At 44.5% G+C, this 15,347-nt stretch carries 12 protein-coding genes; 6 read left to right on the top strand and 6 right to left on the bottom strand.

Annotated elements, in window-relative coordinates; genetic code table 11:
* Nucleotides 1-96 precede the first annotated feature (96 nt).
* The 4 genes from B5F77_RS04680 (at nt 97) to B5F77_RS04665 (ending at nt 2,993) form a co-directional block, all read left to right on the top strand.
* Entirely contained in the window at nt 97-1,644 is a 1,548-nt protein-coding gene (locus B5F77_RS04680; protein ID WP_087328390.1) for a bifunctional response regulator/alkaline phosphatase family protein, read from the top strand.
* Between the two features lie 67 nt (nt 1,645-1,711).
* On the top strand, nt 1,712-2,131 hold the full coding sequence (tsaE, locus tag B5F77_RS04675) for a tRNA (adenosine(37)-N6)-threonylcarbamoyltransferase complex ATPase subunit type 1 TsaE (RefSeq protein ID WP_087328384.1): 420 nt from the start codon (nt 1,712-1,714) through the stop codon (nt 2,129-2,131).
* A 3-nt stretch (nt 2,132-2,134) separates the two neighbouring features.
* Nucleotides 2,135-2,347, top strand: a complete 213-nt coding sequence (locus B5F77_RS04670) for an immunity 17 family protein (protein ID WP_087328380.1) — start codon at nt 2,135-2,137, stop codon at nt 2,345-2,347.
* A gap of 1 nt (nt 2,348) precedes the next feature.
* Nucleotides 2,349-2,993, top strand: coding sequence for a TatD family hydrolase (locus B5F77_RS04665; RefSeq protein WP_087328377.1), 645 nt, complete (start codon nt 2,349-2,351; stop codon nt 2,991-2,993).
* 292 nt (nt 2,994-3,285) lie between these two features.
* Here the strand turns inward: B5F77_RS04665 and B5F77_RS04655 are convergent, their stop codons facing one another.
* Nucleotides 3,286-4,953: a nucleoside kinase gene (locus B5F77_RS04655; RefSeq protein ID WP_087328371.1), complete on the bottom strand. Its 1,668-nt coding sequence runs from the start codon at nt 4,951-4,953 to the stop codon at nt 3,286-3,288.
* An 80-nt stretch (nt 4,954-5,033) separates the two neighbouring features.
* Here B5F77_RS04655 and B5F77_RS04650 point away from each other — a divergent pair, with 80 nt between their 5' ends.
* Entirely contained in the window at nt 5,034-6,719 is a 1,686-nt protein-coding gene (locus B5F77_RS04650; RefSeq protein WP_087328368.1) for a Na/Pi cotransporter family protein, read from the top strand.
* Nucleotides 6,720-6,743: 24 nt separating this feature from the next.
* On the opposite strand, the gene B5F77_RS04645 is transcribed toward B5F77_RS04650, so the two are convergent.
* Complete coding sequence (locus B5F77_RS04645) at nt 6,744-7,442, bottom strand: SprT-like domain-containing protein (protein ID WP_087328365.1); 699 nt, start codon at nt 7,440-7,442, stop codon at nt 6,744-6,746.
* Nucleotides 7,443-7,655: 213 nt separating this feature from the next.
* Here B5F77_RS04645 and B5F77_RS04640 point away from each other — a divergent pair, with 213 nt between their 5' ends.
* A complete protein-coding gene (locus tag B5F77_RS04640; RefSeq protein WP_087328362.1) occupies nt 7,656-9,155 on the top strand; it encodes a potassium/proton antiporter in 1,500 nt (499 codons plus the stop codon).
* 123 nt (nt 9,156-9,278) lie between these two features.
* On the opposite strand, the gene B5F77_RS04635 is transcribed toward B5F77_RS04640, so the two are convergent.
* From B5F77_RS04635 to B5F77_RS15965, 4 genes are all read right to left on the bottom strand, one after another.
* On the bottom strand, nt 9,279-11,735 hold the full coding sequence (locus tag B5F77_RS04635; RefSeq protein WP_087328359.1) for a glycoside hydrolase family 95 protein: 2,457 nt from the start codon (nt 11,733-11,735) through the stop codon (nt 9,279-9,281).
* A gap of 150 nt (nt 11,736-11,885) precedes the next feature.
* Entirely contained in the window at nt 11,886-12,983 is a 1,098-nt protein-coding gene (locus B5F77_RS04630; RefSeq protein WP_087328357.1) for a DUF6261 family protein, read from the bottom strand.
* 484 nt (nt 12,984-13,467) lie between these two features.
* Nucleotides 13,468-14,733: an alpha/beta hydrolase family protein gene (locus B5F77_RS04625; RefSeq protein ID WP_087328353.1), complete on the bottom strand. Its 1,266-nt coding sequence runs from the start codon at nt 14,731-14,733 to the stop codon at nt 13,468-13,470.
* Between the two features lie 50 nt (nt 14,734-14,783).
* A complete protein-coding gene (locus tag B5F77_RS15965; protein WP_239445731.1) occupies nt 14,784-15,293 on the bottom strand; it encodes a hypothetical protein in 510 nt (169 codons plus the stop codon).
* Nucleotides 15,294-15,347: the final 54 nt, after the last annotated feature.

The following is a 15,347-nucleotide window of genomic DNA, read 5'->3' as shown; positions in this document are numbered from 1 at the left end:
AAGAAACGTTCCTGTTTATTGAAAACGATGGTTTTATATACGAAAACCCCTTTTTCTTCCGTTAAGTAAAACAGCATATAGAAAAATAAGAGGACAATGAAGAAAGACAAGATACTTTGGGCAGACGACGAGATTGATTTGTTGAAACCTTACATTCTTTTTCTGACGGAGAAGGGCTATGAGGTAGTGCCGGTCGTGAGCGGGCAAGATGCAATTGACTTCTGCCGCGAACAGACATTCGACATTATATTCTTGGACGAAAACATGCCGGGGTTGACTGGGCTGGAGACTCTTTCGCACATCAAGGAAATCGCGCCGAATACGCCGGTCGTGATGGTGACGAAGAGCGAAGAGGAACGCATCATGAACCAGGCCATCGGAAATAAAATAGCCGATTATCTCATCAAGCCGCTCAACCCGAACCAGCTATTGTTGTCTATCAAGAAGAATGTGCATAAGAATGTGATTATTTCGCAGACCACGACCGAAAGTTACCAGCAGGAATTTGCCCGCCTTGGCATGCGGATGCACGATTCGCTGACGGCCGACGAATGGATGGAACTTTACAAACGTATCGTTTATTGGGAACTGGAACTGGAAAGCAGTACCGAGGGCGCGATGAAGGAGATGCTCCTCATGCAAAAGGAGGAAGCGAACAATGCCTTTGGCAAGTTCGTGAAGAACCATTACGAAGAGTGGATTATGCATCCCGACGACCGTCCGCTGATGAGTCCCGACCTCTTCAAGAAGCGTATCTTTCCGCTTCTCGACGCGGGCGAGAAGGTCTTTTTTATCTTGATTGATAATTTCCGGATGGACCAATGGCGCGTGGTAAAGGATTTGCTGGCGGAATTTTATACCTTCGACGAGCATCTCTATTATAGCATCCTCCCGACCGCTACGCAATATGCTCGCAATGCGATTTTCTCCGGACTGATGCCGGTACAAATCGAAAAGCTCTTCCCCGATTTGTGGGTCGACGAGGAAAGCGAAGAGGGTAAGAACCTGAACGAGGCACCGCTCATCCAGACGCAAATCAACCGCTTCCGGAAGAATTATACCTTTTCGTATAATAAGGTCTATGATTCGAACTACGGCGAGAAGTTGCTTGGTATGATTCCTTCGCTCTTGAAAAACCAACTGAACGTGATTGTGCTGAACTTCGTTGATATGCTTTCGCATGCCCGTACCGAGAGCAAGATGATTCGTGAATTGGCGCAAAGCGAAGCGGCCTACCGAAGCCTGACCCGCTCGTGGTTTCAGCATTCCACGACATGGGAGCTCTTCAAACGCATCGCTCGGACGGGATATAAAGTCATCGTCACGACCGACCATGGCACTATCCGCGTCGATACGCCCGTCAAGGTCGTTGGAGACCGCAATACGAATACCAATCTCCGCTACAAGCTGGGGAAGAACCTCAATTACAATCCGAAGGAGGTATTCGAAATCCGCAATCCGGAGCGCGTGGGGCTGCCGTCTCCCAACCTGAGCACGAAGTATATCTTCGCTACCGGCCAGAATTTCTTCGCCTATCCGAACAATTACAACTATTACGTCTCGTATTATAAGAATACGTTCCAGCACGGAGGGATTTCGATGGAAGAGATGATGATACCGTTTATTTTAATGGAAGCGAAATGAAAAAACTCCGTCTCTCTGTCTCCGTGTTCCAATAAATCATTACTTTTGCGTGTCAAATAAAAAGCGTATGCAAACGATTGAGATTAAAAGCTTGGATACTATCCGGGAAGCCGCGAAAGCATTTGTGGCGCAGATGGACGACCGCACCGTGTTTGCTTTCCACGGGAAGATGGGAGCGGGAAAGACGACTTTCATCAAGGCTATTTGTGAGGAACTGGGCGTGGAGGATGTGATTAACAGCCCGACCTTCGCCATCATCAACGAGTATCGCTCTTCGACGACGGGCGAATTGATTTATCATTTCGACTTTTACCGCATCGCCAAATTGGAGGAGGCGGAAGATATCGGGACGGAGGATTATTTCTATAGCGGCGCCCTGTGCTTCATCGAGTGGCCGGAGAAGATAGCGGATTTGCTTCCGGGAGACGTGGTAGATGTGACGATGGTAGAGAACGAAGACGGCACGCGGACCGTCCGCATCGAGTAACGCATGGCGCCTTCCGAATATTTTATCCTGATTCTTTTCATCGCCTTGGGGCTCTTCTCGCTTGTAGCGGCTATTTGGAATATCGATTGGTATTTCCAGACCGACGGCGCGCGGATGTTCGTCCGGCGGATGGGGCGAAACGGGGCGCGGGTGTTTTACGCGCTCTTGGGTTTGGCGCTCGTGGCGTGTGGCGTGGCAGGTTTTATTATTTGGTGAAATGAAATACATGGATATCCATACCCATGGATTGCCGGAAAGAGAGACGGGCGAAGCGGTGTATTTCCTGAATCGCATCGTGGGAAAGGAGCGCTTGTCCGACGAGCCGATGCACATGCCTTTTTCCGTCGGGATTCATCCTTGGTATATCGAGGGCGACGGCCGGGCGCAGTTGGAGGCGTTGTGGAAGGTCGCACGTTTGCCCGAAGTCTGGCTGATAGGCGAGGCCGGGTTGGATAAAAACAGCCCTGATTTACCGTTGCAACAGACTCTTTTCGAAACGCAAGCCCTCTTGGCGGAAGAGCTGCGCAAACCGTTGGTAGTCCATTGCGTCCGCGCGTGGCAAGAGCTGTTGGGTTCTTATCGGAAATTGCATCCTTTGTCGGCTTGGATTATCCACGGGTTCCGTGGCAAACGGGCCTTGGCGGAACAGTTGCTCAACGCGGGATTTTACCTTTCCTTTGGCGCGCATTTCCAAGCCGAAGCGTTGCAGGCTGCCTATCCACACCGTTTTTTCCTCGAAACGGACGAATCCCCGCTTCCCATCCAAACGATATACCAACACGCAGCCGATTCCTTGTCGCTCCCGGTCGAAGAGGTCGCGGAACAGGCGGAAAGGAATTGGGAGAAATTGACAATGATATAATCCTTTCACCTTATCTTTTTAAAGAAGGAAGAAAAAGGCGTCCGACAATGTCGGAAAGCTTCCCAGTCTTCCGGAGAAGGATTCCGACAATGTCAGAAAGTTTCCCAGCCTTCCGGAGAAGGATTCCGACAATGTCGGAAAGCTTCCCAGTCTTCCGGAGAAGGATTCCGACAATGTCGGAAAGTTTCCCAGCCTTCCGGAGAAAGATTCCGACAATGTCGGAAAGTATCCCGGCCTTCTGGAGAAAGAAATCCATTGCGAATTTACCATCGGAAAAATCCTTTGTGATGGGTTAATATTTGAAACTTCCGCCACCCAGGAACTCGCGCAAGAGCGACGTCTTGGGCAAATCCTCCTCTTGGATGTAATTGAAATAGCGAAGGAAACGAAGCAGGCGGTAAGCCTCGGCATTGGCGGGCGAGTTCTCCGGGACGTTCGCAAGGATAGGTTCGGCATATGGACGAAGGGCCGCCAGTTCGTAGAGCATGGCGCTGTTGAACATCGCGTCGGCCTGCTCTTGGTAGGGGAAAATCCAGCGGTCCTCGCCCCGGCGCACGCTCGACCAGCGCAGGATGGTCTCTTCGGCCGAATAACCGCGGAAACGGTAGTCGCGCACGATGCGGCGCAGAAGGCGATTGTCGGTCGTCGGAATCCAGTTGTGGTTGTCGAGCGAAATCGTGGTCAGCGCCGAGACGTATACATAATATTTATAAGAGGCGTCGATATAGGAGGTAAGTTCCGGGTTCAACGCGTGGATGCCCTCAATCACTAAGATGGAGTTCTCTTTCAGTTTCAATTTCTTTCCGCGATAGACCCGCTTGCCGCTTTCGAAGTCGAACGAAGGCATGTCAATCTCTTCACCGGCGATGAGGCGTTTCAAATCAGCGTTGAAATAAGGGAGGTCGAGGGCGTAGATAGATTCGAAATCATATTCCCCCTGTTCGTCTCGCGGCGTATCTTCGCGATTCACGAAATAATCGTCGAGCGAGATACCCACGGGATGGAGCCTATTGGTGGCCAATTGTACTTCCAGGCGTTTACACGTAGTGGTTTTGCCCGACGACGAAGGACCGGCGATGAGGACGATGCGCGTACCCTGTTTGTATCGCTCGGCGATTTGTTCGGCAATGCGGGCGATTTGCTTTTCCTGCATGGCTTCAGAGACGAGAATCACCTCGGAGGCGTGCCCCTGCTTGATAGCCTGGTTTAAATCCCCCACGTTTTCCAAATCCAAAGCATGGAGGAGCGTAAGATGCTCTTTGTAGACTTCATACATTTTGTTTTGGATGATTTTGGGAGCCAATTGCGTCGGGTCGTTCTGCAGCGGGACGCGAAGCAGGGCGCCATCCAAATAGGGTTCCAAATCGAATACCGGGACGTAACCAGTCGAGGGAACCAAGCTCCCGTAGAAATAATTCACATACCCGTCCAATTCATAATACGAAGTATAGAGCATGCCGCTGGTCTCGATGAGATTGGCCTTGTCGTGCATGCCTACCTCGCGGAAAAGCTGGATGGCGTCGGGTGTCCGGACTGTATGCAAATGCAACGGGATATCCGCCTCGATGATTGCCTGCATTCGGTTCCGAATCCGTGCCAACATCTCCGCATCCGCCTGTTGGCCGTTATGGATTCGGCAATAGTAACCGCGCGAAATGGAATGTTCGATAAACAAATCTGCCTCCGGATATACATCGTGCACTGCCTTCGAAAGAATATAACAGAGCGAACGTACATACGTCCGCATACCCGAAAGATTCGTATAATCTACGAACTCGATGTCTTTTGGGCGCCAGCAGACATACGTCAGGTCTTCCGTCTTATTATTTACTTGCGCGTTCATCGGACAGTAGGGAAGCGGTTCGCCTACGAGCTTATAAATGTCCAACAACGTCGTGCCGATGGGTACTTGGTAGCTTTTTTGCGTATTCTTGCAATAAATCGTGATGTAGTCTGTCATGGAATTTTAACTTTTTCGTAATTTTGTGCTACTAAAATAGGAATATTAATCGGATAAACATCCACTTAAACGTAAATTAAATGGAATACTCTTTTTTTGACCTCTTGCGCTTGATAGGATCATTGGCCTTGTTCCTATACGGCATGAAGATTATGAGTGAAGGCTTGCAGAAGCTTGCCGGAGACAGCCTTCGTAAAATTCTGACGGCTATGACCAAGAATCGGGTGACGGGTGTGTTGACAGGTATGTTGATAACCGCCTTGATTCAATCCTCTTCCGCTACTACGGTAATGGTAGTTAGCTTTGTAAATGCCGGACTTTTGACGCTGACACAATCCATTGGCGTCATCATGGGAGCCAATATCGGAACCACCGTGACGGCCTGGATTATTTCAGCATTGGGCTTCAAGATAGATATATCTGCCTTTGCATTGCCCTTGTTGGCCTTGGCGCTACCTCTCTTCTTTTCAGGTAAAAGTTCTCGGAAGTCGGTCGGGGAGTTCATTTTCGGTTTCTCTTTCCTTTTTATGGGATTAGAGGGATTGAAAGCCAATGCGCCAGACTTAAGTGCGAATCCCGACATGCTGGCTTTCGTCCAGAACTATACCGATATGGGTTTCTTCTCGATTTTACTTTTCCTTTTTATCGGAACGGCATTGACCATGATTGTCCAAGCCTCAGCAGCTACGATGGCGATTACCTTAATCATGTGCGCGAATGGGTGGATTGATTATCATTTAGGCGTAGCTTTGGTTTTGGGCGAGAATATTGGCACAACCATTACGGCAAACTTGGCTGCTTTAACGGGGAATATTCAGGCACGAAGGGCCGCTTTGGCGCATTTGATGTTTAATGTCTTTGGCGTCTGTTGGGTATTGGTGGTTTTTTATCCGTTTACGGCAGGCGTTTCTTGGTTCGTCGAAAATGTAATGCATGTGAGCGACCCATCTGTTGCTGTATCGTTTAAATTGGCTGCATTCCATACCGCTTTTAATATTAGCAATACATGTATTATGATTTGGTTTGTAGGCTTGATTGAAAAAACAGTGTGTGCTTTTATCAAAGGAAAGCCGAAAGACGAAGAATACCGGCTGCGCTTCATTACGGGTGGTATGCTTTCGACGGCCGAACTTTCTATCCTGCAAGCCCAAAAGGAAATTGTCTTGTTTGCCGAGCGGACGGCGCGCATGTTCAACATGGTCAAATCGCTTCTGTATGAAAAAAACGTGGATACGTTTACGAAAACCTATAGTCGCATCGAGAAATACGAAAATATCAGCGACCGCATGGAGGTGGAAATAGCCAATTACCTGACGCAAGTTTCCGAAGGTCGCCTGAGCTCGGAAAGCAAAGAGGAGATTCGCGTCATGCTTCGTGCCGTAAGCGAGATAGAGAGCATTGCTGATTCGTGTAACAACTTAGCACGGACGTTGAAACGGCGCAACGAATTTAAATCCTCTTTTACGCCTGAACAAAACGAGCATGTCGAACGGATGTTTTCTCTTGTAGGCGAAGCATTGGAGCGGATGAACATCATCTTCCATAAATCTGAACTGACACACAATGATATCAATGTCTCTTATAACATCGAAAATGAAATCAATAATTACCGGAATCAACTCAAAGCACGCAACATAGAGGATATTAACAACAAGCGTTATCAATACCAAGATGGTGTGTATTATATGGATATCGTGAGCGAGAGCGAGAAATTAGGTGATTATGTGGTGAATGTAGTAGAAGCATTAATAGACAAACGGATTTAATTATTTGTTATCTGTTATCTGTTTTTACCACATATAGTGTTGTTTTAATTCTTGTCTTAGCTTTTGGGTTTGCTGGTGGGTTACTTTATCCATCCAAGCCCAAAAGCGAGGGCTATGGTTCATCTCGCGCGTATGACAAAGCTCATGCAGAAGAATATAATCGATTAGATGCCAAGGAAGTTGCATTACGTGGCACGAAAGGTTTATGTTTTTCCCTCCCGAACAACTTCCCCATCGCGTACGGCTATTGTTGATGCGCACCGATTCAAATTGGAAACCATGTTTTTTGGCTAACGATTTCAAACGGGAAGGCAAGTACTTTTGGGCATCGTGGCGTAGGGCGTTTATTAATATCTGGCGTAAATCCTTTTGTACCTCCTCGTCTGCAAAGTTGGTTTTCAGCGGACAAGTAATGAGCAATAATCCTCTTTTTTGGAGAATGTAGTATTCTTTTACGGGGCTTAAGACGATATTGACTTTGAATGTTTCTGTTTCAATACGACAACTTTCGTCTATGAGAGGAAAGGTTACTGTTTTATCCAGTTTTTCTCTTAGCTTTTGTTTGTTGCTTGTGATTAAAGCCAGCAATTCTTTTTCGTTGCCTTGTTTGGGCATAACGCCTACGACTTTTCCTGATTGAATCTTTACGATATAACGTTTCGCACGAGGATTCGTCCGGATGATGACCTTACCTAAAAGGTTGTCTTCGATGTACTTTTCCATTTTTTTCTTAGAATTATTTTTCAAAGGTAAGGCTTTTTCTGAAGAAAGCCTTGGCTTTTCAAATAAAATTAACGAGAATCGAAAAGAAATATAACGATAAACGAAAACGATTCTAACTATAAATGGAAATGATAATAACTATATTTTTTTCGGTTTTCAACTTAAACCTTTTTTGTCTTTCGCTTGTTTTACTTATACATTAAATGAAAAAATATGATGCATAGTCCGGAGAAAATATTGTTTGCGAGCTCAATATTATTGATATTGAGCGTATTTGCAGGAAAGGCAGGGTATCGTTTCGGGTTGCCTTCGTTGTTGTTATTTTTGGGTATTGGAATGGCGTTTGGAAGTGATGGCGTAGGCATTCAGTTTGACAATGCTAAGGCGGCACAGTTCATAGGCATGTTGGCTTTAAGTATCATTCTGTTTTCAGGCGGAATGGATACGAAATTGAAGGAAATCAAGCCTGTAGCTTCGCAAGGTGTGGTATTGGCTACATTAGGAGTATTGTTAACAACCTTTCTAACAGGTGGTTTTATCTATTTGATATGTCATTATTCAACAGAATATGCGACATTGACTTTGCCCGAATCGCTTTTGTTAGCAGCGGTAATGTCTTCTACTGATTCGGCTTCGGTATTCTCTATTTTGCGCAGTAAAGGCGTATTGTTGAAAGAAAATCTTCGACCGACGTTGGAATTGGAAAGCGGAAGTAACGACCCGATGGCGTATCTTTTGACACTCATCCTTATTGCTTTTATCCAATCGGGCGGAATGAGTATAGCGGAAGCGGCATGGATGTTGGTACTGCAATTGGTGATTGGGGCGATTGGTGGCTTCTTGTTGGGAAAGGTAGCGGTTAGGATTGTGAATCGAATTAATGTAAACAATGCATCGCTTTATCCTATTTTGATTCTGGCATTTGCATTCTTGACTTATTCAGTGGTGACTCTTTGTAAAGGGAATGGTTATCTGGGAGTTTATATTGCCGGGTTGGTATTTGGCAATTCGAAGATAATTCATAAACGGAGTATCGGTACGTTCTTTGATGGTTTTACTTGGTTGTGGCAGATAGTAATGTTCCTTTCGTTGGGATTGTTGGTTAATCCGCACGAGTTGCTTCCTGTGACGCATATTGGATTGGGAATAGGTATCTTTATGATTGTGATAGCACGTCCGGTGAGTGTCTTCCTTTCGCTCTTACCTTATCGGAACTTTTCGTGGCGGGCGAGGTTGTACATTTCGTGGGTTGGATTGCGAGGCGCGGTACCGATAATCTTTGCCACTTATCCTTTGTTGGCAGGTATCGAACATGCGCAATGGTTCTTCAACATCGTTTTCTTTATCACCATTTTGTCTCTTTTGGTACAAGGGACAACGGTAACATACGTGGCTCGCTTGCTTCATTTGATAGATAAACCGGAAGCCAAAGAGGAATTTGGTATGGAATTGTCGGAAGATATTCGAAGTGTGATGAGCGAAATAGATTTGACACCGGAAGTTTTGGCACATGGAAATCGGTTGATGGATTTGAATCTACCGGATCATACATTGGCAGTAATGGTGAAACGCGATGGACGTTATTTTATTCCAACGGGTAAAACCGTTCTTAAAGCCAATGATAAATTACTAATGATATCAGACGATGATAAAGCTCTTTTGCAATCTTACGAGATGCTGGGCGTTAAAGATTATACATTAAAACAGAATTAATCATAGGCGGAAAGCCTTTATATCTATTCTATCAACAAACCCGGGCGCCTTGCCTGCTGTGTAGCAAGCAAGCGCCCAAAAACTTGTTGATTATTTCCTTCAAAAAGCTGAATCTATTAGAAATTATTGCAAGCTCAACGTGCCTCCTTGGTATGTGAGTGTGTATATTTCCCCAGCTTGTGTGTCAAATTCTAACTTTTTGCCTTGATAATGTATTTTACAAGGACCTCCCGAACCAGAATGGATAATTGCCTTCACCAGGTTATTATCTTTCCAATATATGTCGACAATGAAGTTACCTCGTGCACGAACTCCTGTCAATTCCCCTTCGTGCCAGACAGCCGGTAATGCAGGGAGTAATTGGATAAAACCGGCATGGCTTTGGATGAGCATTTCTGTCACACCTGCTGTTCCACCGAAATTACCATCTATTTGGAAAGGAGGATGCGAATCCCACAGATTATGATTTGTACCATTCTTTAAGAGGTTACCATAGAGTCGGTAGGCACGGTCTCCATCTTGCAAACGAGCCCACTGATTTAGTTTCCAACCCATACTCCATCCGGTAGCTCCATCTCCGCGATGTTCCAATACGACGCGAGCGGCATGTGCCAGTTCTGGAGTAGTTACAGGCGAGATAGTTCGTCCTGGGTGAAGACCATACAGATGATTTACGTGGCGATGTGCATCACGTGGGTCGTCTATATCTACAGACCATTCCATTAGTTGACCATAGCGTCCGATTTTGTAAGGAACCAAATTGTTTAATACATCCTGCCATTCCTTACGCTCCGCATTATCTACTTGCAGTATCTCACTGGCGGCAATGGCATCTAACAGAATTTCCCGGATAACGCCATGCGAGAAAGTTGCTCCTTCATCAATTGGTCCGTGCTCAGGAGACGTAGATGGAGCAGCCGTATAAGTTCCGTCCGGTTTATGCCACAAATAGTCGACAGCAAATTGGGCTGCTCCCTTAATCATGCTATAGGTATCTTGTAGGAACGCTTTATCTCGTGTATAATCGTAATAATCCCATATATGGGTAGCCAGCCAAGGTCCTGCAACAGGAGAAAAGTTCCATGACATATCTTTATCTCGCAGAGGAGAAGTAAATCCGAAGATATTCGAGGAAATGGAAGTTGTCCAGCCTCGTGCACCAAAGTATGCTTGAGCCGTTCGTTCTCCTGGTTTTATTTGTGTACGGATAAAGTCTATTAGCGGCTCTTGACATTCAGCTAAATTCGTAGGGCAAGCTAACCAGTAATTCATCTGGATATTGATATTATTATGGTAATCTACTCGCCAAGGTCCGTCTACATTATTATGCCATACACCTTGCAGATTAGCAGGTAAATTACCGGGTCGCGAACTGGCTATCAAAAGGTACCGTCCAAATTGGTAGTATAGTGCTTCCAAACCATAATCTGGAGCGCCGGTACGGTAGCGGGCCAGTCTTTCTAGCATAGGTAAATCATCTGGATTTTCCCACGAAGGATTTAACGTCAGCTGTGTACGACTAAACAGATTATTATAATCTTGATAGTGCTCATCCAACAGTTCGGAGAAGGTCTGTTCTTTAGCTTTATCCATCCATTCTTTTGTCGTTTGTTTTGGATCGATACCTACATACGTCTTTGGATCCTTAAAATCTGGGTCAAAGTTCATTTTATAATCGGTATCAGCCGTAACGAGGAACATGACTTCATCTGCATTTTCTACAGTCAGGAGTCCCTTTTTATCTGCTTTTACTTTACCTCCCTTAGCTATGGCCTGTATCCGCACTACGTATTCCATCTGATTATTATCCAAACGAGCTATAAAACAAAGTCCGTTCTTTCCATCTACTCGAAATTTTCCTTTCGATACAGGATTGGGCATATACGTAAACTGTAGATTTTGCTTTCCTTTTTCTGAAGCCGAAAAGCGCATTACCAGCATGTTTGAAGGATAGGAAATAAAATATTCCCGTTTATAACAGGTTGCTTGGTGGCAAAAACTTACTTTAGCTATAGCAGAATCCAGTGAGAGGGAACGCTCATAATCCGTTATATCTTTCTCCTCTATTCCTGTTTTTATGCGGAATTCTCCGGCAGTAGTAAAACTACCGAATCTTGACGGCTCTTCCCCATCCGATTCATACGCTACCACACCATTAAAGTTATCCTGTGTTAGCTGCGCAGCCTTTTTCTGGTCTCCATTCATAAAGGCTTGTCTGATTTCCTTTAAAATAGCAGCAGATTCTTTATTCACATTCCAATAATAGGAAGCTCCTTTCGTGGTATTGGGTCCCCCACGCCAAAGTGTCTTTTCATTAAACGTAATTCGCTCGGTAGCAATCGAACCTATTATATTAGCCCCCAGGCTTCCATTACCAATAGGGAGAGATAGGTCTTCCCAGAAACGATCCTTATTTTGTCCCCCACTACCTGCTGTAATAAGCTTTTCCTCTCCTATCCAGACTGTCTCTGCTTCCGGATTGGGTTGATTAAACCAGATACGCAATCCTTTTGGATAGCTGGCATACAAGTTAGCACTAATTGCTAATAAAAGACTCACTGTCACTAATAACTGTCTCATCGGTCATTCTTATTATAAAGTTTGCATACATACATTTAACATAAGTGTGCGCCTCCTTTGTAAACATCGGAGACACACACTACAAACTATTAACCATCTAATCTCATTTTATGAAGACATAAAATACGAATAGTCTTAATTTAAATTCGCTTATATCAGTTTGATATATTGCGGGTAGGTCACTACGACAGGTTCCGCAAGCGGTGGATTACCCTCACCATTATAATAGGTTTCAATACGAAACGAATAATTACCCTCTGTCAAATCAGACACCATACGAAATTCTATACGCGTATCCGTATGTAAGCTAATAGATTCGGTTTTTATTTTTTCATCTATTTCAGAATCAGGCCATTTCAAAATTAAATCGCCTGGACCATCTCCTGCTGCATTCAAGAGATACAGATTTTTCCCTTCTACTACTGTCATTGCATCTCTTTTAATCTCGAGTGGGTTATCTGGATTTCCACCCTCCTTTTGGTAAATAGCCGTAATTTCTGGCGTCTTTACTTCCGGAGTAGGTTCATCCCCTTCATCTTCTTTATCATTCATAACCGTTTGTCCTAACACCCGCTTTTTATAGCGCAGGATAAGCGAATTCTGTTCAGCAACAAAGTCCGCATATTCCTCTTCCCCTTCTACCAGGATTAACGCATTAATCATTTTCATTAGCGCACGATAAGCCTTATCTGTAGCAGTCCGCGCTTTTCTTACCGCTCCTACTTCCCGCGACTTATTTTGTATATCACGAAGTTTAATAAGTGAGGCAGTCTGTTCATTGGCTTTCTCCAGTTCATTTACCACTTCAGTAAGCGACAAAGCAGCCACCTCATCTACATATTTTTCCTTCAAATCCCCTACAAAATTACGCAAATCGCCTGTCAGCTTATCCAATTGCGATAATGTATTAATCCGATAGTCTTTGATGTGTTGCATTAACACCTTAGCAGCTTCTGCCATAGCAGGAATAGTAATACCTACCATCGCTTTTACAGCAGTCCGATAACTTCTGTATACATCCCCTCTCCATTTATCTGAGGCCACAATATCATCTGTACTCAGATTTTTCATAGAGGTTTTATATACTCTATCCTCTTCATTATATGAGCCTTCATAAGGTGTCAGCTGTTTCGTACATTTAGAGGATACTTTCTCATGGCCTTTAGCCCTTTCCAATGTTGTGTAATGGAACTCTGCATGAGCACCATTTGTCAACGCTTCTAATTTTAATCCATTAATTTCACTCATGTTTTGATATAATTTTTGTTAGTGCTACAAAGATAATAATCTATTTCAAATATAACAACTCTTTTGCTGATAAAATATTTGTTAAATATTTAGATAAGCTGAATAGCTGTTTATTCAATAAACCCAGATATATTTTAATAGTAGCCTAAAAAATCATATAATCTACTCAAAGTAAATAGTATAAATAGAAATAAGATGAAGTTATCTACCTACGATAAATGATTTCGCTATTTATGAAATGATACTATCAACCCATGGTAAATAGCTTCGCTACAAATATAGCTATATCATCAACCTATGGTAGACAATACCAAAATATAAAAAAGTATATCATCAACCTGCGGTAAATAGTACCGCTATAAATATAGCCATACCATCAACCTGCGGTAAATAATAACACTATAAATGTAGCGATACTATCAACCCACGGTAAATAGTACCGCTACAAATGTAGAGATACCATCAACCCCAGGTTCTTGTTTAATTATTTTTGCAATTGCTCCTTTTTACCAAAGCCTATTTTCTCCAACCAAGGAAAAACCCATTCATTTTTATAGTAATGATTAGCCGGGTCTACATTCACCAGCTTAAAATAACTATCACGGTCTAAGCCTTCGGGAAGGCTATCGAGCTGATGACGCACGGTCGGATCTGCAAACTTTGCATAATGATGCATTTCTACCTGGGATGGATGGCCACTCAGCTCATACGCTCGTTGTACCAACTCAAAGTCACGATCCAGACCGCCTTCCGTGAGTAACAAAGGCCGAGGTGCCAGTGCAGCCACCAAATCCGGAAAGTTAAAATATTTCCAGAAATTTGGAATCAGATGGCGAATAGAATTAGGAAATGGACGACGTCCATCAGCCATCGGATAAGTCATGACGCACGCCCTTTCCTGGGTTTGGCAGAGAAAATCATTATATATGAAACCATAAATCGACGGGTCGAGCACACCCAGTACCATCAGCGGTTCCGTCCCCAACGAAAAACCACTTACCAAAATACGTTTTGCATCTATATACGGCTCCTGTTTCATCCAATCCAATACCTGTTTATCTAAAAAAGCCGCATATCCCAAATAGCTCCAACCCATTTCCAATAGCATACGCGAGACTACATCATAATCAAAATCTCGCCCCCGGTCATACTTCTCCAGGTCAGACGATTCGCCCGCTGCTGGATTATCCACGGCTACAGCAATATATCCCCGCTTTGCAAAACTACGCGCCATCGCTACCTTATCCGATTGATAATTATCATTTAATAGCGGAACTATCCCCGGCTCACCAGCCAATCCCTCTTTACTCATATTAGCCCCTGGGATACAGAATACCGCAGGCGTCGGCTTTTCGATAGAATCAGGACGCAATACTAAAAAGGTACAAACCGCTTTGGGCAATGGATAAAACTCCCACTTTTCCAATACATAGCCGTCGCGGGGTTGGCGAGAGATACAGATAGGCGCTTGCTCCGGCTGATAATCCGGAAAACACATCAAGGTTTTCATAGCTTCAGCTACTTCCCTTTGCCAATTTACCATCTCTTCACGTGTAAAATCTGGACAAAACGCCAAGCGAGGCTTCAGGTCTTTCATCAACTGATGTGCAATGGCATACGAACTACCCAAGCGTCCGTCTGGGCGAGTTGACCGAATGACAGCTTCTTCTGCTGGGTTCCAACTATCCTGTGCCCGCAATCCAGTTAGCGACAAGAGGGCACAACAACCAATTAGAAGTGTATTTTTCATCTTATCTATGTATGTCTGGTTAATACAGACACAAATATAGCGAAAAATACCTACTTACGGACTACCTGGAAACGATATTCTTGCTTTACATTGATACTTTTTAAAGTAGGATAGACACAATCGGCAGGATTAACCTCCTTCTCAAAGTAAATCGGCACATCCGCCGATTCCAATCCCTTGATGCGGATTACCAACGGATTCACATCCGCCGCCTCTTGTAAACGGTCTACGCTAACAATCCAATCCGTTCCGTCATAATAAGAATCAGCTATTAATTGTTCATTTTGATAAAAGTTAGCTACATCACCCCGGTAATCGATATACAAGCGCGTCTCCTCCTCCCCTCCTACCGGACGTGGTACATAGGCTTTATATACAGCCAAATGCTCTTCCGGAGCATATGACAAAGGCGAACGTTTAACCTTGGCTATTTGCGCCGGTTTTTTATCCGACGAGAGCCAAGTTGCATCCGTATTCCATAGGATACGTTGCCCGTTCTTAAGCAAGATTTCCACCTCAGCCGCGATAGGTTGCTCCGTATGAAACGTAACCGTATTCAAATTTGTCGTTAATAGCTTCGTTACATTCGCCAACTGATAATCACCCGCCAGATG

The organism is Parabacteroides sp. An277 (assembly GCF_002159645.1).
In the GTDB taxonomy this organism is placed as follows: Bacteria; Bacteroidota; Bacteroidia; order Bacteroidales; family Tannerellaceae; genus Parabacteroides.
This window is presented reverse-complemented; position numbering and strand designations above follow the sequence as displayed.

Coding starts and splice junctions, on each gene's coding strand:
- B5F77_RS04680 (WP_087328390.1), top strand. CDS start 97: ATGAAGAAAGACAAGATACTTTGGGCAGACGACGAGATTGATTTGTTG.
- tsaE (WP_087328384.1), top strand. CDS start 1,712: ATGCAAACGATTGAGATTAAAAGCTTGGATACTATCCGGGAAGCCGCG.
- B5F77_RS04670 (WP_087328380.1), top strand. CDS start 2,135: ATGGCGCCTTCCGAATATTTTATCCTGATTCTTTTCATCGCCTTGGGG.
- B5F77_RS04665 (WP_087328377.1), top strand. CDS start 2,349: ATGAAATACATGGATATCCATACCCATGGATTGCCGGAAAGAGAGACG.
- B5F77_RS04655 (WP_087328371.1), bottom strand. CDS start 4,953: ATGACAGACTACATCACGATTTATTGCAAGAATACGCAAAAAAGCTAC.
- B5F77_RS04650 (WP_087328368.1), top strand. CDS start 5,034: ATGGAATACTCTTTTTTTGACCTCTTGCGCTTGATAGGATCATTGGCC.
- B5F77_RS04645 (WP_087328365.1), bottom strand. CDS start 7,442: ATGGAAAAGTACATCGAAGACAACCTTTTAGGTAAGGTCATCATCCGG.
- B5F77_RS04640 (WP_087328362.1), top strand. CDS start 7,656: ATGATGCATAGTCCGGAGAAAATATTGTTTGCGAGCTCAATATTATTG.
- B5F77_RS04635 (WP_087328359.1), bottom strand. CDS start 11,735: ATGAGACAGTTATTAGTGACAGTGAGTCTTTTATTAGCAATTAGTGCT.
- B5F77_RS04630 (WP_087328357.1), bottom strand. CDS start 12,983: ATGAGTGAAATTAATGGATTAAAATTAGAAGCGTTGACAAATGGTGCT.
- B5F77_RS04625 (WP_087328353.1), bottom strand. CDS start 14,733: ATGAAAAATACACTTCTAATTGGTTGTTGTGCCCTCTTGTCGCTAACT.